Origin of the sequence: Pantoea piersonii, assembly GCF_003612015.1 — a bacterium.
GTDB classification, from domain to species: domain Bacteria; phylum Pseudomonadota; class Gammaproteobacteria; order Enterobacterales; family Enterobacteriaceae; genus Pantoea; species Pantoea piersonii.
Genome location: NZ_RARB01000007.1, coordinates 197,998 through 219,681, shown reverse-complemented (window position 1 = coordinate 219,681; position 21,684 = coordinate 197,998). Strand labels below are relative to the sequence as shown.

The window sequence follows — 21,684 nt, the reverse complement described above, 5'->3', positions numbered from 1 at the left end:
GCGTGAGAGGTCACATACCCTGGTATGCGCCACCCTCGCGCGCACGCGTCGACCGCAAAAGTTATGAGCAAAAGAAAAGGCCACCGTCTGGTGGCCTTGTCATTGGTCAGGCGTGGCTTAGTGGTTGCAGCCGCAACCGCCGTGGCTGCCGCAGCCGCCGTTGCCGTGGTCATGACCATGGTCATGATCGTGATCGTGGTCATGATCGTGACCGTGCTCGCCGTGGACGTGACCGTGCGCCAGCTCTTCCGGGGTCGCCTCGCGGATCGCGACAACTTCCACGTTGAAGTTCAGGTTTTGGCCCGCCAGCATATGGTTGCCGTCAACCACAACGTGCTCGTCTTCCACTTCGGTGATTTCGACCGGAACCGGGCCCTGGTCAGTTTCCGCCAGGAAGCGCATGCCAACCTGCAGTTCGTCAACGCCCATAAAGACGTCTTTAGGTACGCGCTGCACCAGGTTGTCGTCGTACTGGCCGTATGCATCGTTAGCCGGGATATGCACGTCAAACTTGTCGCCGACCGCATGATTTTCCAGCGCTTTTTCCAGACCAGAAATCAGGGAACCATGACCGTGCAGATAGTCTAACGGCGCACTTACCGGCGACTCGTCAACCAACACACCATCTTCTGTACGTACCTGATAGGCCAGGCTCACCACCAGGTCTTTTGCTACTTTCATGATATCTCCTAACCGTTGAGAACTGAGATCCCGTCTCATTGGTCTATTCTTACGTGCAATAACACCAACCAGAAAGGTTCGGGGCTGAGACCGCGCCTTAGGCTACGCGATTAACCTCAGCGTTAGTGGCGCCGATTGTATCGGAATTCAATCCCACTGTAAGTTTAAGCGTAAAAAAAGCTGCGCCATTTCGCTACTCTGGATGGAAAATACCGATCACTTGCTCCTGGCTGCGAACCTGATCGCGGATCTGCTTATCCGCCTCGCGCATCTGGTGCCCGCATTTTACGCATTCCACTACGTCGACGTTGTTTTCACGCCACATCGCCAGCGTGTCTTTTTCCTGACAGTGCGGACAAACCGCACCAGCAATAAATCGTTTACGCATGTTGGTTAACCTGTGTTGCTGTTACTGATCTTCGTCCCAGTCGTCAAACTGCCGTTTCTCATGCTGCATCTCGCGCTGGAAAATATCCTCCAGCTCGCGCCGCGCCTCGCGCACGCGGGAAATCTGCGCGTTGTCGGCGTGGTTCGGCATAAGCTCGCGCAGCATACGCATATCCAGACGGCGGAAGTGCAACTGCGCGCGCTGCGCCTGGTGGGGGTGCATACCGACCGAAATCAGCGCTTTGCGTCCCAGTTCCAGCGCGCTGGAGAAGGTTTCGCGCGAGAACTGCGTCACGCCCGCCAGCAGCAGCTCGTGCGCCTCTACGCGCCCGCGCGCCCGCGCCACAATCTCCAGCTGCGGAAAGTGCTGCTGACAAAGGTGCACGATCGCCATGGTATCTTCCGGCTCGTTACAGGTAATAACGATCGACTGCGCGCTGGCCGCACCGGCAGCGCGCAGCAGCTCAAGCTCGGTCGCATCGCCATAGTAAACCTTATAGCCATACTTGCGCATCAGGCTCACCGCGCTGATGTCGCGCTCCAGCACCGTGATCCTTTTATTATTAGCCATCAGCAGACGACCGACCACCTGCCCCATTCGTCCGAAGCCCACCACGATCACCTGCGGCTGGTCATCGTCGACGAAGGGTTTTTCCCCATCTTCATCAACTTCATTAAAGCGCCGCGCCAGCAGTTTATCGATCCCCTGCATCAGCAGCGGCGTGGTCATCATTGACAGCGTGACCGTTACCAGCAGCAGCGGCAGCTGATCGCCAGCGAAAAGATGTACCGAAGAAGCGGCGGAAAAGAGCACAAAGGCGAATTCGCCGCCCTGGCTCAGCACGCCGGCGAACTGCTGACGTTCGGAGCTACGCAGGCCGTAGACGCGTGCCAGCACATAGAGCACCAGCGTCTTTACCGTAACCAGAATCAGCACGCCGAGGAGGATCTCCAGAATATGGGTATAGAGCACGCCAAGGTTGAGCGCCATGCCGACAGAGATAAAGAACAGCCCGAGCAGCAGGCCTTTAAACGGATCGATGGCGACTTCCAGTTCGTGGCGGTACTCACTCTCCGCCAGCAGGATACCGGCGATAAAGGTACCCAGTGCCATCGACAGTCCGAGCGCGTCCATAAACAGCGCCGAGCCCAGCACCAGCAGCAGAGCGGCGGCGGTAAAGACCTCACGAACGCCGGAAGCGGCGATAAAGCGGAAAATCGGCCGCAGCAGGTAGCGTCCGCCCACCAACATGCCGGCGAACGCCAGCACTTTCATGCCGACCTTCATCCAGTCGATACTGCCGCTATCGCTGCCCGCCAGCAGCGGCACCAGCGCCAGCGCCGGGATGACCGCCAGGTCCTGGAACAGCAGCACCGAGAAGCCGAGCTGCCCCGCCTCGCTGCGGTTCATGCCTTTGTCGCGCATTAGCTGCAGCGCCATTGCGGTTGAGGACATGGCAAGGCCGATGCCGCCAATCACCGCCGCCTGCCAGCTAAAGTCGCTCAGCCACAGCAGCGCGCCGAGGATGCCGGCGGAGATGAGCACCTGCGCCGCGCCGACGCCGAAAATCGAACGCCGCAGCGCCCAGAGTTTCGACGGATTCAGTTCCAGCCCGATGATAAACATCAGGAAAACCACGCCCAGCTCCGAGAAGTGCAGGATCTCCTCAACGTCGCTGATAAAGCCCAGTCCCCACGGGCCGATGGCGATCCCGGCCACCAGATAGCCCAGCACGGCACCAATACCAAGGCGCGCGGCGATGGGTACAATCAGCACCGCCGCCACCAGATAGATAACGCCTGCGGTCAGCAGCGTTTGTCCTTCCATCAGAGACCTCCGTTGGGCAGCGGCGCGGCAAGCCATTCGCCATAGGCGCGGGCAAAGTGGCTCATCACCTCTTTCGGCTGTCGACGCGCCCAGTAAAGGATCATCGGCGTCATCCAGTGCATGCGGCACATCTGTGCGGTCAGTTCGAACGGACGCATAATGTCCGACATCGGATAGCGGTTAAGGCCGTTCTGATGATAGGCCGTCTCCGGCTCGCCGGTGGTAATCACGCTGCGCCAGTATTTGCCTTCCAGCGCGTTGCCACCGACGCCGCTGGCGAAACCGCGCGACAGCACGCGGTCCAGCCACTCTTTCAGCAGCGCAGGACAGCTGTAGGTATAGAGCGGGTGCTGAAAGACGATAACCTGATGCTCGCGCAGCAGCTGCTGTTCATAGTGAATATCAATAAAGAAATCAGGATAGTGCGCGTACAGATCGTGTACGGTAACGTTCGCCTGTTTCTGCGCCGACTGCAGCAGAACCCGATTCGCTATCGACTCCTGCATTTCCGGGTGGGCATAAAGCAGCAAAACTTTTGCTGGCTGCGACATAGTTATCCTCTTCCAAAGCGTCGTCATAGCGGCGGTTTTCCGCTACCATGCACGACGCGACACCCTCTAATTATGTGGTGGGTAAATTAACATATTCTGACGATACGGCGCTTATGATTGTCTTTTCTTCTCTGCAAATCCGCCGCGGCGTCCGCGTGCTGCTCGATAACGCTTCCGCCACCATTAACCCCGGCCAGAAAGTTGGTCTGGTGGGTAAAAACGGCTGCGGCAAATCGACCCTGCTTTCGCTGTTAAAAGGCGAGATCAGCAGCGACGCAGGCAGCGTGACCTTTCCCGGCAACTGGGCGCTGGCCTGGGTTAACCAGGAGACCCCGGCGCTGAGCAAAGCGGCGCTGGAATACGTTATCGACGGCGATCGTGAATATCGTCAGCTTGAGGCGGAGCTGGCGGACGCTAACCAGCGCAACGACGGCAACGCTATCGCGCTGCTGCATGGCAAGCTGGATGCGATCCAGGCCTGGAGCATTCACGCCCGCGCCTCCAGCCTGCTGCACGGCCTCGGCTTTAGTCAGGAGCAGCTTAACCGGCCGGTAAGCGACTTCTCCGGCGGCTGGCGCATGCGCCTCAACCTCGCGCAGGCGCTGGTGTGCCGTTCGGATCTCCTGCTGCTCGATGAACCGACCAACCACCTGGATCTCGACGCGGTAATCTGGCTGGAGCGCTGGCTGAAAAGCTATGAAGGCACCCTGATCCTGATCTCGCACGATCGCGACTTCCTCGATCCGGTCGTGGATAAGATCATTCATATCGAGCAGGAAACCCTCTACGAATACACCGGCAATTACAGCTCATTTGAACGGCAGCGCGTCGCTAAGCTGGCGCAGCAGCAGGCGCTGTTCGAAAGCCAGCAGGAGAAAGTGGCGCACCTGCAAAGCTATATCGATCGCTTCCGCGCCAAGGCCTCTAAAGCGAAACAGGCGCAGAGTCGTATCAAAATGCTGGAACGCATGGAGATGATCGCGCCGGCTCACGTCGATAACCCGTTCAGCTTCAGCTTCCGCGCCCCGGAAAGCCTGCCGAATCCGCTGCTGAAGATGGAAAAAGTCACCGCAGGCTATGGCGAGCGCATCATTCTCGACGCCATCAAACTTAATCTGGTGCCGGGCTCGCGTATTGGCCTGCTGGGCCGCAACGGCGCGGGCAAATCGACCCTGATTAAGCTGCTGGCGGGCGAGCTGACCCCGCTTGATGGCGAAGTCGGGCTGGCGAAAGGCATCAAGCTCGGCTACTTCGCGCAGCATCAGCTGGAGTATCTGCGTAGCGACGAGTCGCCGCTGCAGCATCTGGCGCGCATCGCGCCGAAGGTGCTGGAACAGCAGCTGCGCGACTACCTTGGCGGCTTTGGCTTTCAGGGTGATAAGGTCAGCGAAGTCACGGCGCGCTTCTCCGGCGGCGAAAAGGCGCGGCTGGTGCTGGCGCTGATCGTCTGGCAGCGTCCTAACCTGCTGCTGCTCGACGAACCGACCAACCACCTCGATCTCGACATGCGTCAGGCGCTGACCGAAGCGCTGATCGATTTCGAAGGCGCGCTGGTGGTGGTTTCGCACGACCGTCATCTGCTGCGCGCCACCACCGACGATCTCTATCTGGTGCATGACGGCAAGGTTGATGTCTTCCCCGGCGATCTTGAGGATTACCAGCAGTGGCTGAGCGACCTGCAGAAGCAGCAGGCGCAGGCGGACGCCGCACCGAAGCAGGACAACGGCAACAGCGCGCAGGCGCGTAAAGATCAGAAGCGCCGCGACGCCGAGCTGCGCGCCCAGACGCAGCCGCTGCGCAAAGAGATCGAGAAGCTGGAGAAGCAAATGGCGAAATGGCAGAGCCAGCTCACCGAAGCGGAAACGCAGCTTGCCGACGGCGAGATCTACGATCCCAGCCGTAAAGCAGATCTGACCGCCGCGCTGCAGCGCCAGGCGGAGAGCAAAGCGGCGCTGGAGGAGGTCGAGATGGCGTGGCTGGATGCCCAGGAACAGCTTGAGGCGATGCTGGCAAGCTAGTTAAAGTTTGGACATTTAACTCTCTCTGGCCTTGAAACGATCGTACCGGCGCAGCAACGCAGTCGCAGCCCGGTACGGACGTTTTAATATATTTACACCGCAGCCCGGTACGGACGTTTAAAAAGGCCGATCCCCCAGCACCGTCGCCCGATGCATCACCCGCCTTGCCGGATAATAATCCGCATTCGCATAGTGCTGCGTCACGCGATTATCCCAGATCGCTACGTCATTTGGCTGCCAGCGCCAGCGCACCTGGAACTCCGGCTTAGTGGCATGTGCGTATAAGAGCGCAAGCACGGCGTCGCTCTCTTTTTCGCTCAGCTCTACAATCCGCGTAGTAAATCCTTCATTAACGAACAGCGCCTTGCGTCCGCTTACCGGATGAGTGCGGATCACCGGATGCTGCACCGGCGGATGCTTCGCTACCGCCTCCTGCCAGCGCTGGTGCTCCTCTGCGGTACGGCGATATTTATACTCCTGGAACGACTTTTTGAAATCATGCTCGGCGTGCAGCCCTTCCAGCAGGGTTTTGATCGGCGCCGAAAGGGTTTCAAAGGCGGCGATGCCGCTCGCCCACAAGGTATCGCCGCCCGATTCAGGCAAAAGCTTCGACGCCAGAATCGCCACCGCCGGCGGCGTGTTGATAAAGGTAACGTCGGTGTGCCAGTTATCGTTGTCCGGCGGATTATCCTGGTGGGTATCCAGCACGATAATCTCCTCTACGCCTTCAGCGTGCGGATAAACCGGATGAATATGCAGGTCGCCGAAGCGCGCTGCCAGCGCGCGCTGCTGGTGCGGCGTAATCAGCTGATCGCGCAGAAACAGCACCTGATGGCGCAGCAACGCGTGATAGAGCTGCTCAAACTGGGTGTCGCTGAGCGGTCGGGTTAAATCGAGATTCGACACCTGCGCGCCAATATAAGGGCCGAGCGCCGTGATATTCAGCTTTTCATTCATTGTTGTTCTCCGTTCCAGGGCGTCAGACGACGCTGCAGGGCGCGCAGCCCGAGTTCTAAGGTAAAAGCAATCAGCGCGATAACCGCGATACCCGCCAGCACCACGTCGGTTGCCAGAAATTCCCCGGCGGACTGCACCATAAATCCCAGCCCGCGCGTCGCGGCGATCAGCTCTGCCGCCACCAGCGTCGACCAGCCGACACCTAAGCCGATACGCAGCCCCGTCAGGATTTCCGGCAGCGCGCCAGGCAGGATCACCCAGCGCAGCAATTGCCAGCGGCTGGCGCCCAGCGACTGCGCGGCGCGTATCCGCACCTGCTGCGTATTACGTACGCCCGCCAGGGTCGAAAGCGTCACCGGCGCGAAGATGGCCAGATAGATCAAGAGGATTTTGGAGGTCTCGCCGATGCCGAACCAAATCACCATCAGCGGCAAATAGGCGAGCGGCGGGACGGGACGGTAAAGCTCAATCAGCGGATCGAGCAGGCCGCGCACCGCCGGGCTCAGGCCCATGGCGATGCCGACCGGAATACCGATCGCCGCCGCGGCGAACAGCGCAACCAGCATGCGCGTCAGGCTGGCGGCGAGATGCTGCCATAGCGTGGCGTCCATAAACCCCTGAGGACTGGCAATCAGCAGCAGCTTGCTCAGCACCTGCTGCGGCGCAGGTAAAAACAGCGGACTAATCAGGCCCAGCGCCGTGACGCTCCACCAGATCAGCAGCAGCAGCGCCAGGCTCAGCAGGCTGAGGCTGAACGGGCGGGAGAAAGGCCAGCGCAGACGACGCGCCGCGGTGGTTTTATCGTTGATGACCGCGCTCATACAAAGGCCTCCCGCTGTTCGAATACCCGGTTCAGCACATATTCGCGCTGTTCAATAAACGCGGGATCGGATTTGATGGCGCGGCAGGGTTCACCAGCGGCGAAGCGCTGGCCGAAGTTAAGCTTCAGGCGCTCCACAATGCGACCCGGCCCCGGCGAGAGCAGCACCAGTTCGCTGGCCAGGAAAACAGCTTCTTCTATATCGTGAGTAATCAGGAAAATTTGTTTGCCGCTGTCGCGCCACAGCGTCAGCAGCAGGGTCTGCATCTGCTCGCGGGTAAAGGCATCCAGCGCGCCAAAGGGCTCGTCAAGCAGCAGCAGTTGCGGATCCGCCGCCAGCGCACGCGCGATGCCGACGCGCTGACGCTGACCGCCGGAAAGCTGCCAGACAGGACGATTTTCCGCCCCTTCAAGCCCGACCTTTTTTAGCAGCCGCCGCGCGATAGCGTTGCGTTCGCTGCGCGCCATCCCGGCGAGCTGAAGACCAAAGGCGACATTGTCCAGCACGTTGCGCCAGGGCAGCAGCCCCTCATGCTGGAACACCACGCCGCGCTCCGCGCCTGGCCCGCTGATAGCGTTGCCTTCCAGCGTGATGCTGCCCGACTCTACCGGCAAAAAGCCGGCGATCAGGTTAAGCAGCGTCGTTTTGCCGCAGCCCGATGGGCCGAGCACCACCAGCAGTTCGCCTTTATCGAGCTGCAGGCTGATATCCTGCAGCGCAGGTCGTCCGGCATAGCGCGCGTTAAGATGAGCAATGCGCAGCATGGCGTTCTCCTTACTGTTTCGCCAGCGGCTCGACAAAGCGGCTGGTGACGAAATCGCTGTAGTCGGCCTTCGCCTGCGGCACCTTGCCCTGCTCTTTCAGGAAGCTGGCCGTATCGACGATCGCTTTATTCACCGGCTTGCCCAGCTGCTCTACCTGCTGCTGCGCCGTGAGGTAGGTATTGCCTTTCACCAGATCCGCTATCTGCGCTTCCGGCACGCCGCTCAGGCGCGACAGCTTGCTCAGATTATCTGGCTGCTTCAGCCACTGGTCCGGATTATTAAGGTAAGGTTTTTGCGCCTCAATGGCGCTGCGGGCGAAAGCCGTTACTATGTCAGGATGCGCGCTGGCGAAATCTTTGCGCACCACCCAGACGTCAAGCGTCGGCGAGCCCCACTGCCCTACCTGCGAAGAGTCCGTTAGCACCTTGCCATCTTTCTCCAGCTCGTTGACGGCGGGCGCCCAGACATAGGCGCCGTCGATATCCCCACGCTGCCAGGCGGCGATAATCGCGGGCGGCTGCAGATTTACCAGCTGCACCTCTGTCGGCTTGATGCCCCAGTGCTTCAGCGCCGCCAGCAGGCTGTAGTGGGTGGTGGAAATAAACGGCACGGCGATGCGTTTACCGATCAGATCTTTCGGGCCGCCGATCCCCTTTTTCACCACCAGCGCTTCGGAGCTGCCGAGCTGCGACGCCAGTAAAAAGGCTTCGATCGGTAATTGCTGCGTGGCGGCCACGGCCAGCGGGCTGGAGCCGATATTACCGATCTGCACGTCGCCCGACGCCAGCGCGCGCAGCACGCCCGCGCCGCTGTCGAACTTACGCCAGTCAACGGTCGCGCCGCTCTCTCGCGCAAAGGTGTTGTCCGCCTGCGCCACTTTCGCCGGTTCGGCAGAGGTCTGATACGCCACCGTCACATTGACGGCCTGCGCCTGAAACACCCACAGCGAAAGCGCTGCGGCCAACATCGTTAAAGGTCTTTTTACTGCCATGAAATCGCACTCCGCCAGGCTCTTATGATGGGCGCAGTGTCGCCAGCGGCAGTGATTTCATAAAGGAATTAAAAATTATTCATAATAAAAAGACGTTCTTAGATCATGATCGGCAAAGCTGATGCGAAATCTGGCAATGAGCAACCGATTATTCAGACAAAATGGCAGGCGCTCACATTGCCGCTGTGTTATTGATATGGCTCCCTGTTAACCGGCAAGAAAGGTATGCGGCAATATGTCCATTGAGAAGGTCGCGCTGCTGGCGGGCGTCTCTAAAGCTACGGTATCCCGCGTGCTTAATGCGCATCCAGGCGTAAAAGCGGACACGCGCGACCGGGTGCTGGCGGCGATCTCCGCCAGCGAATACCAGCCCAACCTGCTTGCGCGCCAGCTGCGCACCGCCCAGAGCCATATGCTGCTGGTGCTGATTTCCGATATCACTAATCCCTTCTGCTCGCGCGTGGTGCAAGGCATCGAGGCGGAAGCGGAAGCGCAGGGCTACCATATTCTTCTCTGCAACTCCGCCTCGCAGCGGCGGCGAGAATCCGCCTGGCTCGGTCTGCTGACCGGCAAGGTGGTTGATGGCGTCATTACCATGGATGCGGCCTCTACGCTACAGGATATCGCCGCCCTGATTGGCGACGCGCCCTGGGTGCAGTGCGCAGAATACGATCCCGCCATAGCAGCCTCTTCCGTCGCCATTGATAACCGCGGCGCGGCGCGCGAAACCGTGCGCTATCTGGCAGGCAAAGGCCGTCGCCGTATCGGACTGGTTAACAGCGATATGCGCTACCTCTATTCGCATCAGCGTGAGGCGGGCTATCGCGAACAGCTGGAACAGCTGGGGCTGCCGTGGCGCGGTGTGGCCTATGCCGAAGAGATTTCATGCGAGGCGGGCAGCCAGGCGCTGCGTCAGCTGTTGCAGCAGCCTGAGCCACCGGATGCGGTGCTGGCGGTGTCGGACGTGCTGGCGGTAGGCGTGGTGCATGCCGCACTGGAAGCGGGCCTGCGCGTTCCGGAGGATCTCGCCGTCGTCGGCTTTGACGGCATTCCCTTCACTCGCAGCCTGAATCCGCCGCTCACCACCGTTGAACAGCCGATGTATCAGCTTGGCGCGCGCAGCGTTCAGCTTTTGCTGCAGCGTATTCGCCGCCCGACGTCGCCGGTGGTGCGCGATCTGCTGCCGTGGAAGCGCGTCGAGCGCGCCTCCAGCTAGTTCAACGCCAGATAAGCAGCACGCAGGCGGCGGTCAGCAGGCCCATCGCCACGTTAAAGAGGGTCCAGGCGCGGCGGCTTTGCAGGATACGGCCAATCAGCGCGCCGAAACCGATCCAGATAATGCCCGCCACCAGGTTAACCAGAAACATGCCAAAGCTGATAGCCATGACCGAATGCAGATAGGCAGCGCCGGCAAGACTAAAGCTCGCGACCGCGCCCAGCGCCATCAGCCAGGCTTTCGGGTTTATCATCTGCAGCAGGCCGCCCTGCCAGAACGGCATCGGTTTTGGCGGCGCGTCGCCGGTTTCCAGCTTCTCATAGGCGGCAGTGGCGATTTTCCAGGCCAGCCAGAGCAGATAAAGGCTGCCGGCGATCTTGAGGATAAGGTGCAGCGCGGGATAGAGCAGGATCAGGCCGCCGACGCCGAACGCCACCATCAGCAGCATCACCTGCATGCCGATCATAATGCCGACCATTAACGGCAAGGTACGCCAGAAGCCGAAATTGGCGCCGGAGGCGGTGAGTAACATATTATTAGGGCCTGGCGTGATGGCGGCGACCCAGAGAAAACCTAACATTGAAAAAAACAGGCTCAGTTCCATGAACGGGTGCTCCTCACCCCAGACTTGCGACAAACTTAACGAAGCTAACAGTGTGATATGGATCAGACAAGCCCTGGCGGCATGAATTTTAATCCTGACGCGACAGCGGGCTTTATGCCGCCGCGCGCCCTGCGCAATCCGCATCTGCAGACGGTGCTGCCGCGTCTGGTGCGTCGTCGTCTGCTGTTGCGTCCGCACTGGCAGCGCCTCGATTTGCCGGACGGCGACTTCGTCGATCTCGCCTGGAGCGAAGATCCGCAGCAGGCGAGCCATAAGCCGCGCGTGGTGTTGTTTCACGGTCTGGAGGGCAACTTTCACAGTCCTTACGCCCACGGGCTGATGCATGCCTGCCAGCGGCAGGGCTGGCTCGGCGTCGTGATGCATTTTCGCGGCTGCGGCGGCGAACCGAACCGCCTGCATCGTATCTATCACTCTGGCGAAACCGAAGACGCCGCCTTTTTTCTGCGCTGGCTGAAAACGCGCTGGGGCGATGCGCCGACCGCCGCGGTAGGCGTTTCGCTCGGCGGCAATATGCTGGGCTGCCTGCTCGGCAGGCTGGGCGAGGCGGCGCCGCTCGACGCCGGGGTTATCGTCTCTGCGCCGCTGCTGCTGGAGCCGTGCAGTCTGAAGCTTGAACAGGGTTTTTCACGCTTTTATCAACGCTATCTGCTCGATCAGCTGAAAAAGAACGCCGAGCGTAAACTGCGCGCGTGGCCGGGCACGCTGCCGGTAGATTTGCTGCAGCTTAAGGCGCTGCGCCGCCTGCGCGATTTTGACGACGCCATCACCGCCCGCGCCCACGGCTTTCTTGATGCGGGCGACTATTACCGGCGCGCCAGCGCTATGCCGCTGTTAAAAAAGGTGCGTAAACCCTTGCTGATCATTCACGCCAAAGACGATCCTTTTATGACTGATGAGGTGATCCCACTGCCGGAGCAGCTCTCAGCCAGCACCCTCTATCAACTTACGCCGCATGGCGGACACGTTGGCTTTGTCGGCGGCACGCTGCGTCAACCGCAGATGTGGCTCGAACAACGTGTGCCGCAGTGGCTTACACAATGGCTCTCATCATGATTATTCCCTGGCAACAACTCGATCCCGATACGCTTACCAACCTGATTGAAGCCTTTGTGCTGCGCGAAGGCACTGACTACGGCGAGCAGGAGCGCAGCCTGGCGCAAAAAGTCGATGATGTGCGCCGCCAGCTGGAGCGCGGCGACGTCGTGCTGGTCTGGTCGGAACTGCATGAAACTATCAATATTATGCCGCGCAGCGAATTTCGCGGCTGATGCGTCGACGCGCTTTTCGTGTTAACTATGCTCATCGCCCGACTCTACTGGGAGCTTTTCCATGTCAGCACGACATCCGATTATTGCGGTAACCGGCTCCAGCGGCGCCGGCACCACCACCACCAGCCTGGCGTTCCGTAAAATTTTTCAGCAGCTCAACTTGCATGCCGCCGAGCTGGAGGGCGACAGCTTCCACCGCTATACGCGGCCGGAAATGGATATGGCTATCCGCAAGGCGCGCGACTTAGGGCGCCACGTCAGCTATTTCGGTCCGGAAGCCAATGACTTCGGTCTGCTGGAGCAAACTTTTACCGACTACGGCAACGAAGGGAAAGGCCAGTCGCGCAAGTATCTGCACACCTACGACGAAGCCGTTCCCTGGAATCAGGTGCCTGGCACCTTTACGCCCTGGCAGCCGCTGCCGGAAAATACCGACGTGCTGTTCTATGAAGGGCTCCACGGCGGCGTAGTGACGCAGCAGCATAATGTGGCGGAGAAAGTCGATCTGCTGGTGGGGGTTGTGCCGATCGTTAACCTGGAGTGGATCCAGAAGCTGGTGCGCGACACCAGCGAACGCGGCCACTCGCGCGAAGCCGTGATGGATTCCGTGGTTCGCTCGATGGAGGATTACATCAATTTCATTACGCCGCAGTTTTCACGCACCCATATCAACTTCCAGCGCGTCCCTACCGTCGATACCTCAAACCCGTTCGCCGCGCGTGAGATCCCGTCGCTGGACGAGAGCTTTGTGGTTATTCACTTCCGCGGGCTGGAAAATATCGACTTCCCCTATCTGCTGGCGATGCTGCAGGGTTCGTTTATTTCGCATATGAATACCCTGGTGGTGCCGGGCGGTAAAATGGGGCTGGCGATGGAGCTGATTATGGCACCGCTGGTGCAGCGACTGATGGAAGGGAAGCAGATCGCCTGACCGGCTGTGGTCGCAGGTGGTCGCAGGTCGTAAGACCGAGGTGGTCGCGGATGACAAGGCCCGATCGCAAAGACGCAAAAGAGGGCATCCGGAACGCAAAGAGCGGGTGAGATGGGCAGAGGAGCAAAGCGTCCCGCGACAAGGATGTCGCGGGCCGAGCGCGCATGGATGCCTTGAGCGACTTTGCGATCGGCCCATTTCACCCGCGCGAGCTCGTTGCTAAAGGCAACCAGCCTTACAGCTCAATCACCTCATAGCTATGGGTAATCTCAACGCCCTTGCCCAGCATTAACGCCACCGAACAATACTTCTCCGCTGAGAGATCTACCGCGCGCGCCACGGCTTTATCGCTCAGCGCTTTGCCGCTGACCACAAAGTGCAGGTTAATATGGGTAAACAGACGCGGCGCCTCTTCGCGACGCTCTGAGGTCAGCTTCACCTCGCAGTCCGCCACCTCGTTGCGCCCTTTCTGTAAAATAGAGACCACGTCGATGGCACTGCAGCCGCCCGTCGCCATCAGCACCATCTCCATCGGACTTGGCGCTTTATCGCCGGAGTTGCCGTCCATCAGAATCTGATGTCCCGACGCCGACTCGCCGAGAAAGGTTAACCCTTCGACCCACTTCACTCGTGCCTGCATGTTTCCACCTCAAGAATAGCCCGTTTGCCGCCAGAGTACGCGTTCACCTGACAAACAGCAATCCAGAGTAATCCCCCCTTTGCTGAAGCGAGACAACAGAAGACAGTCGGCAAAAGCTGTGCTACAAACAGTGCTGAAAATAGTTCGTTCTGTTAAGGACGAAGACGGGACACATCAAGCGCCTGCCGCAAAATAAGGCCCGAATAATCTCCTTCAGGAGAAACGCTTGAAGCTTTCATCGCCTGGCAGGGAATAATCCCCCCGCGTTTTGGGCACGATTACAACAGAGGATAATAGCGAATGGTTCTCGGCAAACCGCAAACAGACCCTACACTCGAATGGTTCCTGTCCCATTGCCATATTCACAAATATCCATCCAAAAGTACGCTGATTCATCAGGGTGAGAAGGCTGAAACCCTCTACTACATCGTGAAAGGTTCCGTTGCGGTACTTATCAAAGATGAAGAGGGCAAAGAGATGATCCTCTCTTACCTGAATCAGGGTGATTTTATCGGCGAGCTTGGCCTGTTTGAAGAAGGTCAGGAGCGCAGCGCCTGGGTACGCGCTAAAACCGCGTGCGAAGTGGCGGAGATTTCCTACAAGAAATTCCGTCAGCTTATCCAGGTGAACCCGGATATTTTAATGCGTCTCTCGTCGCAGATGGCGCGCCGTCTGCAGGTCACATCGGAAAAAGTAGGCAATTTAGCTTTCCTCGACGTTACCGGACGTATTGCACAAACCCTGCTTAACCTGGCTAAACAGCCAGACGCCATGACGCATCCCGACGGCATGCAAATCAAAATTACTCGTCAGGAAATTGGCCAAATCGTTGGTTGCTCACGCGAAACCGTGGGCCGCATTTTGAAAATGCTGGAAGACCAGAATCTGATTTCCGCACACGGCAAAACCATTGTCGTTTACGGCACCCGCTGATTTCCTCTCACTCACGGCGTGATTTCTCAGTCACGCCGTTACTGCTTTTAGCGAAGTGATGTGGCGTCGAATCATCTATCACCCCGAAGTTAACTATGCCCTGCGGCAGACGCTGGTGCTGTGCATTCCCGTGGCGCTCGGCTGGCTGTTCGGCGATCTGCAAAAAGGGCTGCTCTTCTCTCTCGTTCCTGCCTGCTGTAACGTCGCGGGTCTGGATACGCCGCACAAGCGCTTCTTCAAACGTCTGATTGTCGGCGGCTCGCTGTTTGCGCTCGGCAGTTTCCTGATCCAGCTCTTAACGCTGAAAGGCGTGCCGCTGCCTGCCGTGCTCTTTGTTCTGCCGCTGCTGCTGGGCGTTACCGGCGAAATCAGCCCTCTGCACGGGCGTTTGCTCTCAGGGACGCTGGTGGCGGCCATCTTTACGCTGAGCCTGATCGGCCGCATGCCGATCTATGTGCCGCCGCTGCTCTATATCGGCGGCACGCTCTGGTATGGACTCTTCAACTGGTTCTGGTTCTGGCTGTGGAAAGAGCAGCCGATGCGCGAAACCCTGAGCCTGATCTACCGCGAACTGGCGGATTACTGCGACGCGAAATATACGCTGCTGACCCAGCTTACCGATCCGGAAAAAGCGTTGCCCCCGCTGCTGGCGCGCCAGCAGAAAGCGGTCGATTTGATTAACACCTGCTATCAGCAGATGCATATGCTCTCCGCCAGCCGCGACAACAGCCATAAACGGCTGACGCGCGCTTTTCAGGTGGCGCTCGATCTGCAGGAGCATATCTCTGTCAGCCTGCATCAGCCAGAGGAGGTGCAGAAACTGGTAGAGCGCAGCCATGCAGAAGCGGTAATACGCTGGAACGCCAACATTATCTCGGCACGACTGCGCGCGCTCGCCGACGCCATTCTTTACCACCAGCTGCCGAGCCGTTTCGATATGGATAAGCCGCTCGGCGCGCTGGAGAAGATCGCCCGTCAGCATCCCGATAACCCGGTGGGCCACTTCTGCTTCTACCACTTCAGCCGCATCGCGCGCGTGCTGCGCACGCAAAAACCGCTCTATCAGCGCGACCTGATGACCGATCGCCAGCGCCGTCTGCCGCTGCTTGCCGCGCTGCGCAGCTATCTGTCGCTGAAGTCCTCTGCGCTGCGCACGGCGGCGCGCTTCGCCGTGATGCTGATGTTCGGCAGCGCGCTGGCGATGCTGTTCGATATCCCCAAGCCCTACTGGATCCTGATGACCATTATGTTTGTCAGCCAGAACGGCTACAGCGCCACGCGGGTGCGGATCCAGCACCGGGCGCTGGGCACCTTCGCCGGCCTGGTGATTGCCGCCGCCTCGCTGCGCTTCGCGGTACCGGAATCGCTGGTGCTGCTGTTTATGCTGGTGGTGACGCTGCTGAGCTATCTGGTGACGCGTAAATATTACGGCTGGTCGATGATCGGCTTTACCGTCACGGCGGTTTACTCGCTGCAGCTGCTGTCACTAAACGGCGCGCAGTTTTTACTGCCACGCCTGATGGATACCCTGATGGGATGCCTTATCGCCTTTGGCGGCATGCTATGGCTCTGGCCGCAGTGGCAGAGCGGGCTGCTGCGTCAGAACGCCCACGACGCGCTGGAAACCTATCAGGATGCGTTGCGCCTGCTGCTGGGGCCGGAGCAGGAGGCGAAGCAGCTGGCTTATCAGCGTATGAAGGTCAACCAGGCGCATAATGCGCTGTTCAACTCGCTCAATCAGGCGATGCAGGAACCGGGCTTCAATGCGCAATACCTGAAAGATATGCGCTTATGGGTGACGCACAGCCAGTTTATCGTCGAGCATATCAACGCCATGACGATCCTTGCTCGCGAACACACTATGCTGACGCCCGATCTGGCGCAGCGTTATCTGCAGTCATGCGAAATTGCGCTACAGCGCTGCCAGCAGCGGCTGGAGTATGACGGGCCGGGATCGCAGACCAACGTGATGGCGGGCGTAGAAAACATGGATGAAGGCCCCACGACGATTCTGGAGCAGCATGTGAAGCGCATTCTGGAGCATCTGAACGTGATGCACACCATTTCGTCGCTGGCGTGGAGCCAACGGCCGCACCATGGCCGCTGGCTGATAAGGCATCTGCGGAAAAGTTGATCAGGCCGTCAGGACGCTTTCCACCGCGCGGGCAAAGCGCGTCATGCCCTCTTCAATATCGGTGGGTTCAATGACCAGCGATGGCGCAAAGCGGATCACATCGGTTCCCGCCACCAGCACCATCACGCCCTCCGCCGCAGCCGCGTGAAGGATATCGCGCGCTTTACCGGCATGCTGCGGCTTCAGCGCCGCGCCGATCAGTAAACCTTTGCCGCGAATGTCCGTAAAGAGATCATGCTTCGCGTCGAGCGCTTTCAGCGCCGTTACGAACTGCTCGCGACGCGTCTGAACGCCCTGTAGCACCTCCGGCGTATTGATGACATCCAGCGCGGCTTCCGCTACCGCGCAGGCCAGCGGGTTGCCGCCGTAGGTGGTGCCGTGTACGCCCGGCGACATGGCTGAGGCTATCTCATGGGTGGTCAGCATGGCGCTCACCGGGAAGCCGCCGCCCAGCGCTTTGGCGGTGGTGAGAATATCCGGCGTCACACCGTAGTGTTCATACGCGAACAGCTTGCCGCTGCGTCCCATGCCGCTCTGCACTTCATCCAGCACCAGCAGCGCCTGATGCTTATCGCACAGCGCGCGCAATCCCTGCATAAACTCCGGCGTGGCGGGCATAACGCCACCCTCGCCCTGAATCGGCTCAACCACGATGGCGCAGGTATGGTCATCAATAACCGCTTTGACCGCCTCCAGATCGTTAAAGGGAACGTGTACGATATCCGCTGGTTTCGGTCCAAAACCGTCGGAATATTTGGGCTGACCGCCAACGGAAACGGTAAACAGGGTACGGCCGTGAAACGCGTTGTGGAACGCGATGATTTTGGTTTTGAACGGGCTGTGGCGATGGCAGGCGTAGTAGCGCGCCAGCTTGAAAGCGGCTTCGTTCGCTTCGGCGCCGGAGTTGGCGAAAAAGACGCGCTCGGCGAAGGTGGCATCGATCAGTTTGCTGGCGAGGCGCAGCGCAGGCTCGTTGGTAAAGACATTGCTCAAATGCCACAGGGTTTCGCCCTGGGTTTTCAGCGCCTCCACCAGCGCTGGATGGCAATGGCCCAGCGCCGTTACGGCGATGCCGCCGGAAAAGTCGATATACTCTTTGCCCTGCTGATCCCAGACACGGCTGCCCTTGCCTTTTACCGGCACGAACTGCGCAGGTGCATAAACAGGCAAGATAACGTTATCGAACGTTTCCCGCGTTACCGCAATTTTCTCCGTTGCCATCGCCGACCACCTCTGATTATTTATTGAGCCACAGTGAAATAATAATCACAAAATATGCATAATAAATCATTCAAAGGCAAACATAACTTCAGGATTCGAGAAAATTACGCAGCAGCTGATGTCCCTGCTCGCTCAGAATACTTTCCGGATGAAACTGCACCCCTTCCAGCGCCAGCGCCTTGTGACGAAACCCCATAATCTCATCCGGCTCGCCCTCTTTCAGGCTCCAGGCGGTGATTTCAAAGGCGTCGGGCAGAGAATCCCACGCCACAATCAGAGAGTGGTAGCGCGTGACGGTCAGCGGTTGATTGAGATTGCGGAACACGCCGCGCTGCGTGTGGGCGATAGCGGAGGTTTTGCCGTGCATCGCCTGACGGGCGCGAACCACCTTCGCGCCATAAGCCTGGGCGATCGCCTGATGGCCCAGACAGACGCCAAGCACCGGAATGCGCCCGGCGAAGTGGCGGATCGCCGCCATCGAAATACCTGACTCATCGGGCGTGCAGGGCCCCGGCGAAATCACCAGATGCGACAGCGGCAGCGCCGCCATCTCCTCCAGCGTGATGGCATCGTTGCGTACTACGCGCACCTGCGCGCCAAGCTCGCAAAAATACTGGTAAAGGTTCCAGGTAAAGGAGTCGTAGTTGTCGATTAGCAACAGCATAGTCAGTCCAGACGGAGAAAGCCGCCGCTATTCTACGCGTTTTACAGACTGGCGCGACTCACGATGCGGGCGAATACCGCTTCCAGCGGCGCAATGTCGCCGTCCGCGCCCGCCTGGATAGCCTCTCGCCACTGCTGCTCCTCAACGTTCTGCCACGCCAGGAAATACCCGGCGTGTAGCGCCAGCTGTTCGAAGAAAATGCGCTGGGCGCGCCCGTTGCCTTCACGAAACGGATGCAGCATATGGATTTCGCAATAGTAGTGCGCGATACGCGCCACGAAATCCTCCTGCTCAAGGTTGCGCAGCCCCTCTTCCTCTTCCAGCGCGTCCATCAGCGTATTGCCCTCTTTTTCGATATATTCGAAATGACAAAACGGCGTGTCGTCGCGCCAGATATCGATAGTGCGCAGCTCACCCGCCCAGCTATAGACATCCTGAAACAGCGTGCGGTGAATATGACGCAGGAAAGGGAGACCGATAGTGGCTGGCCCCAGCTCCAGCGTGGCGAGACGCGCGGCGCTGAACGCCAGCTCCGCCTTACGCAACTGCGCGGCGTCGTGGATTTCCAGCCGGTTTTTCAACACGTCGTCGTTTTGCCACAGATAAGGATCGCGTGCGACGCTACTATTCGGCACCATACTGCCTCCTCAGCGAGTCGAGTCGCGCTTCAGCCGCTTCAGCCTGCTCGTAAGCGCTGACAGGCTCCGCCAGCGTTAAGCCTTCCAGCCGACAGCTGGCCTGATAACTGGCGACGCGTCGCTGCTGCCAGAGCGTATTTTTCTGCTTCTCGGTGAGTTTGTTTGCCATGCCGCCTCCTGCTCAGGGTTGTCCGCACTCTCGAAGCTGAGTATAGGAGCAAATTTTCCCTTTGCCGGAAGCGGGCAAGGCGACGCCGCCAGAGGATGGCGGCGCAAAAAGTTACGGCAGGACTTTAGCAGAGAGGATAACTACCGGTTTTACCGGCACATTTTGATAAGGGCCGACATCTTTGGTAGGGACCTGGGAAATTTTGTCGGCTACATCCATTCCTTTCACAATTTTACCAAAAACCGCGTAGCCGAAGTCGCGCTGTCCATGATCGAGGAAAGCGTTATCGGCAACGTTCAGAAAGAACTGGCTGGTCGCGCTGTCTTTATCGGCGGTACGCGCCATGGAGATGGTGCCGCGCAGGTTGCGCAGACCGTTATCCGCTTCATTTTTGATCGGCGCGTTGGTCTGCTTCTGCTGCATGTCGGTAGTAAAACCGCCGCCCTGCACCATAAAGCCCGGGATCACGCGGTGAAAAATAGTGTTGTTATAGAACCCGCTGTTAACGTAGTCGACGAAGTTTTTCACCGAAACCGGCGCTTTTTGATTATTCAGTTCGAGTTCGATATTACCGGCGGACGTCGTGAACAGGACGTGCGTATCGCCTTTGGCGGCCAGCGCTGAGGCTGAAACGGAAGAGAGCGCAAACAGGGCGACCGCCGCTGTAAGAGTACGTTTAAGCATGAAAGATTCCTTACCCTGGAGAGCAGTTTTTAACGAGACTGATTGTAAAGAGCATAAAATACAAGAGCCAGCGTTTTACCGTTATTTACGCACAGCCTGTTCAGGGCAGAAGAAGCGCCTGCGCAAACGTTCTCGTGATACAAGTCACATTATGAATGAAATATGAAAGGTGATTTTCAGTCTTTATTTATTAAGATCACGGTTCCGTTTACACTTTCTGACAGTTTTATGCCGCCCTCTCTGTTTTCACAGGTTCACAACATGACAAATCGTAATCGTATTGGGCTTACCTGGATAAGCTTTTTCTCGTACGCGCTGACCGGCGCGCTGGTGATCGTCACCGGCATGGTCATGGGCGATATCGCGAAGGATTTCCAGCTGCCGATTGAAAGTATGGGCAACACCTTTACCTTTCTGAACGCCGGCATTCTGGTCTCGGTTTTCCTTAACGCCTGGCTGATGGTTATCGTGCCGCTGAAGCGCCAGCTGATTTTCGGCTTTATTCTGATGGTGCTGGCGGTGCTGGGTCTGATGACCAGCCGCGATCTCTCCGTCTTCTCGCTCTGTATGTTCGTGCTGGGCGTGGTCAGCGGCATCACTATGTCGATCGGCACCTTCCTTATTACGCATATGTATGAAGGCCGTCAGCGCGGCTCACGCCTGCTGTTTACCGACTCTTTCTTCAGCATGGCCGGTACGCTGTTTCCGGTCCTGGCTGGCATCCTGCTGGCGCGCGCGCTGCCCTGGTACTGGGTCTATGTCTGCATCGGGCTTATCTACGTTGCCATCTTCATCCTGACCCTGTGCGTCGAGTTCCCGGTGCTGCGCAAGCCGGAAAACAGCCCGACGGTGGAGAAAGAGAAATGGGGCATCGGCGTCCTGTTCCTCGCGGTAGCCGCGCTCTGCTATATCCTCGGCCAGCTCGGCTTTATCTCCTGGGTGCCTGAGTACGCTACGAAAACCATGGGCATGGATATCGCCAGCGCGGGCCAGCTGGTCGGCAACTTCTGGACCGCCTATATGGTCGGCATGTGGGTCTTCAGCTTCCTGCTGCGCTTCTTCGATCTGCAGCGCATTCTGATGGTGCTGGCCGGTCTGGCGACGCTGCTGATGTACTGGTTCGTCAGCGCCACGGACGCCAGCATGCTGCGCTGGGTGATTATGATCCTCGGCTTTAGCTCCAGCGCCATCTACACCACCATCATTACGCTCGGCTCACTGCAGACCAAAGTCTCCTCGCCGAAGCTGGTGAACTTTATCCTCACCTGCGGCACCGTCGGCACCATGCTGACCTTCGTGGTGACCAGCCCCATCGTGAAGCAAGGCGGCGTTCATGCCGCGCTGCTGACGGCCAATGGACTCTATGCCGTCGTGTTCGTGATGTGCGTACTGCTGGGCTTTGTTACCCGCCATCGCCAGCACGGCCATGCGATGCACTGATAACAAGATCGCCTGACACACCTTGTCCTGTATTAAGGGCGGCGCAAGCCGCCCTTTTCTTTTCTGGCCGCCGCAAAAAATGTGATCCAGCGCTTTTCTTAGTAGATCGAATAACTTACGAAA

At 58.8% G+C, this 21,684-nt stretch carries 23 protein-coding genes; 8 read left to right on the top strand and 15 right to left on the bottom strand.

The features are described 5' to 3' along the window. Positions 1–117 precede the first annotated feature (117 nt). The 4 genes from slyD to kefG all read right to left on the bottom strand — a co-directional run bounded on the left by slyD (position 118) and on the right by kefG (position 3,447). The gene (gene slyD, locus D7S44_RS18500) at positions 118–681 is read right to left on the bottom strand and encodes a peptidylprolyl isomerase (protein WP_120457349.1); all 564 of its coding nucleotides are present in this window, start codon (positions 679–681) and stop codon (positions 118–120) included. Positions 682–874: 193 nt separating this feature from the next. Continuing rightward, positions 875–1,069, bottom strand: coding sequence for a YheV family putative zinc ribbon protein (locus tag D7S44_RS18495; RefSeq protein WP_120457347.1), 195 nt, complete (start codon positions 1,067–1,069; stop codon positions 875–877). A 21-nt stretch (positions 1,070–1,090) separates the two neighbouring features. Further along, the gene (gene kefB / locus D7S44_RS18490; RefSeq protein WP_120457345.1) at positions 1,091–2,896 is read right to left on the bottom strand and encodes a glutathione-regulated potassium-efflux system protein KefB; all 1,806 of its coding nucleotides are present in this window, start codon (positions 2,894–2,896) and stop codon (positions 1,091–1,093) included. Next, a complete protein-coding gene (gene kefG, locus D7S44_RS18485; protein ID WP_120457343.1) occupies positions 2,896–3,447 on the bottom strand; it encodes a glutathione-regulated potassium-efflux system ancillary protein KefG in 552 nt (183 codons plus the stop codon). Before kefG ends, kefB begins: the two co-directional genes overlap by 1 nt. Before the next feature lie 113 nt (positions 3,448–3,560). Between kefG and D7S44_RS18480 the strand changes: the two genes are divergently transcribed. Further along, on the top strand, positions 3,561–5,465 hold the full coding sequence (locus D7S44_RS18480) for an ABC transporter ATP-binding protein (RefSeq protein ID WP_120457341.1): 1,905 nt from the start codon (positions 3,561–3,563) through the stop codon (positions 5,463–5,465). A 117-nt stretch (positions 5,466–5,582) separates the two neighbouring features. Here D7S44_RS18480 and tauD read toward each other — a convergent pair whose 3' ends face one another. Genes tauD through tauA form a run of 4 tightly spaced genes read right to left on the bottom strand, consistent with a single transcriptional unit; the run spans position 5,583 to position 8,998 of the window. Then, on the bottom strand, positions 5,583–6,422 hold the full coding sequence (tauD, locus tag D7S44_RS18475) for a taurine dioxygenase (protein ID WP_120457339.1): 840 nt from the start codon (positions 6,420–6,422) through the stop codon (positions 5,583–5,585). Next, positions 6,419–7,243: a taurine ABC transporter permease TauC gene (tauC, locus tag D7S44_RS18470; RefSeq protein WP_120457337.1), complete on the bottom strand. Its 825-nt coding sequence runs from the start codon at positions 7,241–7,243 to the stop codon at positions 6,419–6,421. Before tauC ends, tauD begins: the two co-directional genes overlap by 4 nt. Continuing rightward, positions 7,240–8,007 carry a taurine ABC transporter ATP-binding subunit gene (gene tauB, locus D7S44_RS18465; protein WP_120457333.1) on the bottom strand — a complete coding sequence of 256 codons (768 nt, stop codon included), beginning with the start codon at positions 8,005–8,007 and terminating at the stop codon, positions 7,240–7,242. The genes tauC and tauB overlap by 4 nt, the downstream gene beginning before the upstream one ends. Before the next feature lie 10 nt (positions 8,008–8,017). Further along, a complete protein-coding gene (gene tauA, locus D7S44_RS18460) occupies positions 8,018–8,998 on the bottom strand; it encodes a taurine ABC transporter substrate-binding protein (RefSeq protein ID WP_120457332.1) in 981 nt (326 codons plus the stop codon). Between the two features lie 235 nt (positions 8,999–9,233). Here tauA and D7S44_RS18455 point away from each other — a divergent pair, with 235 nt between their 5' ends. Then, positions 9,234–10,214: a LacI family DNA-binding transcriptional regulator gene (locus tag D7S44_RS18455; RefSeq protein WP_120457330.1), complete on the top strand. Its 981-nt coding sequence runs from the start codon at positions 9,234–9,236 to the stop codon at positions 10,212–10,214. 1 nt (position 10,215) lies between these two features. Here D7S44_RS18455 and D7S44_RS18450 read toward each other — a convergent pair whose 3' ends face one another. Next, positions 10,216–10,818, bottom strand: coding sequence for a LysE family translocator (locus D7S44_RS18450; RefSeq protein ID WP_120457328.1), 603 nt, complete (start codon positions 10,816–10,818; stop codon positions 10,216–10,218). Positions 10,819–10,875: 57 nt separating this feature from the next. Between D7S44_RS18450 and D7S44_RS18445 the strand changes: the two genes are divergently transcribed. The 3 genes from D7S44_RS18445 (at position 10,876) to D7S44_RS18435 (ending at position 13,038) form a co-directional block, all read left to right on the top strand. Then, positions 10,876–11,892: a hydrolase gene (locus D7S44_RS18445; RefSeq protein WP_120457325.1), complete on the top strand. Its 1,017-nt coding sequence runs from the start codon at positions 10,876–10,878 to the stop codon at positions 11,890–11,892. Then, entirely contained in the window at positions 11,889–12,107 is a 219-nt protein-coding gene (locus tag D7S44_RS18440) for a YheU family protein (RefSeq protein ID WP_120457323.1), read from the top strand. Before D7S44_RS18445 ends, D7S44_RS18440 begins: the two co-directional genes overlap by 4 nt. A 61-nt stretch (positions 12,108–12,168) precedes the next feature. Continuing rightward, complete coding sequence (locus D7S44_RS18435; protein ID WP_120457321.1) at positions 12,169–13,038, top strand: phosphoribulokinase; 870 nt, start codon at positions 12,169–12,171, stop codon at positions 13,036–13,038. Positions 13,039–13,273: 235 nt separating this feature from the next. Here D7S44_RS18435 and D7S44_RS18430 read toward each other — a convergent pair whose 3' ends face one another. Next, positions 13,274–13,678 carry an OsmC family protein gene (locus D7S44_RS18430; protein ID WP_120457319.1) on the bottom strand — a complete coding sequence of 135 codons (405 nt, stop codon included), beginning with the start codon at positions 13,676–13,678 and terminating at the stop codon, positions 13,274–13,276. 300 nt (positions 13,679–13,978) lie between these two features. On the opposite strand from D7S44_RS18430, the gene crp reads away from it, so the two are divergent. Both crp and D7S44_RS18420 read left to right on the top strand, forming a co-directional pair. Next, positions 13,979–14,611: a cAMP-activated global transcriptional regulator CRP gene (gene crp / locus D7S44_RS18425; protein WP_000242758.1), complete on the top strand. Its 633-nt coding sequence runs from the start codon at positions 13,979–13,981 to the stop codon at positions 14,609–14,611. A gap of 58 nt (positions 14,612–14,669) precedes the next feature. After that, on the top strand, positions 14,670–16,745 hold the full coding sequence (locus tag D7S44_RS18420) for a YccS/YhfK family putative transporter (protein ID WP_120457317.1): 2,076 nt from the start codon (positions 14,670–14,672) through the stop codon (positions 16,743–16,745). Here D7S44_RS18420 and argD read toward each other — a convergent pair whose 3' ends face one another. The 5 genes from argD to ppiA all read right to left on the bottom strand — a co-directional run bounded on the left by argD (position 16,746) and on the right by ppiA (position 20,121). Continuing rightward, complete coding sequence (argD, locus tag D7S44_RS18415) at positions 16,746–17,966, bottom strand: bifunctional acetylornithine/succinyldiaminopimelate transaminase (RefSeq protein WP_120457315.1); 1,221 nt, start codon at positions 17,964–17,966, stop codon at positions 16,746–16,748. 88 nt (positions 17,967–18,054) lie between these two features. Then, a complete protein-coding gene (locus tag D7S44_RS18410; RefSeq protein WP_120457313.1) occupies positions 18,055–18,630 on the bottom strand; it encodes an aminodeoxychorismate synthase component II in 576 nt (191 codons plus the stop codon). 41 nt (positions 18,631–18,671) lie between these two features. Further along, on the bottom strand, positions 18,672–19,268 hold the full coding sequence (locus D7S44_RS18405; protein ID WP_120457312.1) for a putative adenosine monophosphate-protein transferase Fic: 597 nt from the start codon (positions 19,266–19,268) through the stop codon (positions 18,672–18,674). After that, a complete protein-coding gene (locus D7S44_RS18400; RefSeq protein ID WP_120457310.1) occupies positions 19,255–19,437 on the bottom strand; it encodes a YhfG family protein in 183 nt (60 codons plus the stop codon). The genes D7S44_RS18405 and D7S44_RS18400 overlap by 14 nt, the downstream gene beginning before the upstream one ends. A 111-nt stretch (positions 19,438–19,548) precedes the next feature. Beyond that, complete coding sequence (ppiA, locus tag D7S44_RS18395) at positions 19,549–20,121, bottom strand: peptidylprolyl isomerase A (protein WP_120457308.1); 573 nt, start codon at positions 20,119–20,121, stop codon at positions 19,549–19,551. A 261-nt stretch (positions 20,122–20,382) separates the two neighbouring features. Here ppiA and tsgA point away from each other — a divergent pair, with 261 nt between their 5' ends. Further along, positions 20,383–21,561, top strand: coding sequence for an MFS transporter TsgA (gene tsgA / locus D7S44_RS18390; protein WP_120457391.1), 1,179 nt, complete (start codon positions 20,383–20,385; stop codon positions 21,559–21,561). Positions 21,562–21,684 lie beyond the last annotated feature (123 nt).

What these genes read in the sequence shown, in the direction of transcription:
- slyD (WP_120457349.1), bottom strand. Translation starts at nt 681, where the DNA reads ATGAAAGTAGCAAAAGACCTGGTGGTGAGCCTGGCCTATCAGGTACGT.
- D7S44_RS18495 (WP_120457347.1), bottom strand. Translation starts at nt 1,069, where the DNA reads ATGCGTAAACGATTTATTGCTGGTGCGGTTTGTCCGCACTGTCAGGAA.
- kefB (WP_120457345.1), bottom strand. Translation starts at nt 2,896, where the DNA reads ATGGAAGGACAAACGCTGCTGACCGCAGGCGTTATCTATCTGGTGGCG.
- kefG (WP_120457343.1), bottom strand. Translation starts at nt 3,447, where the DNA reads ATGTCGCAGCCAGCAAAAGTTTTGCTGCTTTATGCCCACCCGGAAATG.
- D7S44_RS18480 (WP_120457341.1), top strand. Translation starts at nt 3,561, where the DNA reads ATGATTGTCTTTTCTTCTCTGCAAATCCGCCGCGGCGTCCGCGTGCTG.
- tauD (WP_120457339.1), bottom strand. Translation starts at nt 6,422, where the DNA reads ATGAATGAAAAGCTGAATATCACGGCGCTCGGCCCTTATATTGGCGCG.
- tauC (WP_120457337.1), bottom strand. Translation starts at nt 7,243, where the DNA reads ATGAGCGCGGTCATCAACGATAAAACCACCGCGGCGCGTCGTCTGCGC.
- tauB (WP_120457333.1), bottom strand. Translation starts at nt 8,007, where the DNA reads ATGCTGCGCATTGCTCATCTTAACGCGCGCTATGCCGGACGACCTGCG.
- tauA (WP_120457332.1), bottom strand. Translation starts at nt 8,998, where the DNA reads ATGGCAGTAAAAAGACCTTTAACGATGTTGGCCGCAGCGCTTTCGCTG.
- D7S44_RS18455 (WP_120457330.1), top strand. Translation starts at nt 9,234, where the DNA reads ATGTCCATTGAGAAGGTCGCGCTGCTGGCGGGCGTCTCTAAAGCTACG.
- D7S44_RS18450 (WP_120457328.1), bottom strand. Translation starts at nt 10,818, where the DNA reads ATGGAACTGAGCCTGTTTTTTTCAATGTTAGGTTTTCTCTGGGTCGCC.
- D7S44_RS18445 (WP_120457325.1), top strand. Translation starts at nt 10,876, where the DNA reads ATGGATCAGACAAGCCCTGGCGGCATGAATTTTAATCCTGACGCGACA.
- D7S44_RS18440 (WP_120457323.1), top strand. Translation starts at nt 11,889, where the DNA reads ATGATTATTCCCTGGCAACAACTCGATCCCGATACGCTTACCAACCTG.
- D7S44_RS18435 (WP_120457321.1), top strand. Translation starts at nt 12,169, where the DNA reads ATGTCAGCACGACATCCGATTATTGCGGTAACCGGCTCCAGCGGCGCC.
- D7S44_RS18430 (WP_120457319.1), bottom strand. Translation starts at nt 13,678, where the DNA reads ATGCAGGCACGAGTGAAGTGGGTCGAAGGGTTAACCTTTCTCGGCGAG.
- crp (WP_000242758.1), top strand. Translation starts at nt 13,979, where the DNA reads ATGGTTCTCGGCAAACCGCAAACAGACCCTACACTCGAATGGTTCCTG.
- D7S44_RS18420 (WP_120457317.1), top strand. Translation starts at nt 14,670, where the DNA reads ATGTGGCGTCGAATCATCTATCACCCCGAAGTTAACTATGCCCTGCGG.
- argD (WP_120457315.1), bottom strand. Translation starts at nt 17,966, where the DNA reads ATGGCAACGGAGAAAATTGCGGTAACGCGGGAAACGTTCGATAACGTT.
- D7S44_RS18410 (WP_120457313.1), bottom strand. Translation starts at nt 18,630, where the DNA reads ATGCTGTTGCTAATCGACAACTACGACTCCTTTACCTGGAACCTTTAC.
- D7S44_RS18405 (WP_120457312.1), bottom strand. Translation starts at nt 19,268, where the DNA reads ATGGTGCCGAATAGTAGCGTCGCACGCGATCCTTATCTGTGGCAAAAC.
- D7S44_RS18400 (WP_120457310.1), bottom strand. Translation starts at nt 19,437, where the DNA reads ATGGCAAACAAACTCACCGAGAAGCAGAAAAATACGCTCTGGCAGCAG.
- ppiA (WP_120457308.1), bottom strand. Translation starts at nt 20,121, where the DNA reads ATGCTTAAACGTACTCTTACAGCGGCGGTCGCCCTGTTTGCGCTCTCT.
- tsgA (WP_120457391.1), top strand. Translation starts at nt 20,383, where the DNA reads ATGACAAATCGTAATCGTATTGGGCTTACCTGGATAAGCTTTTTCTCG.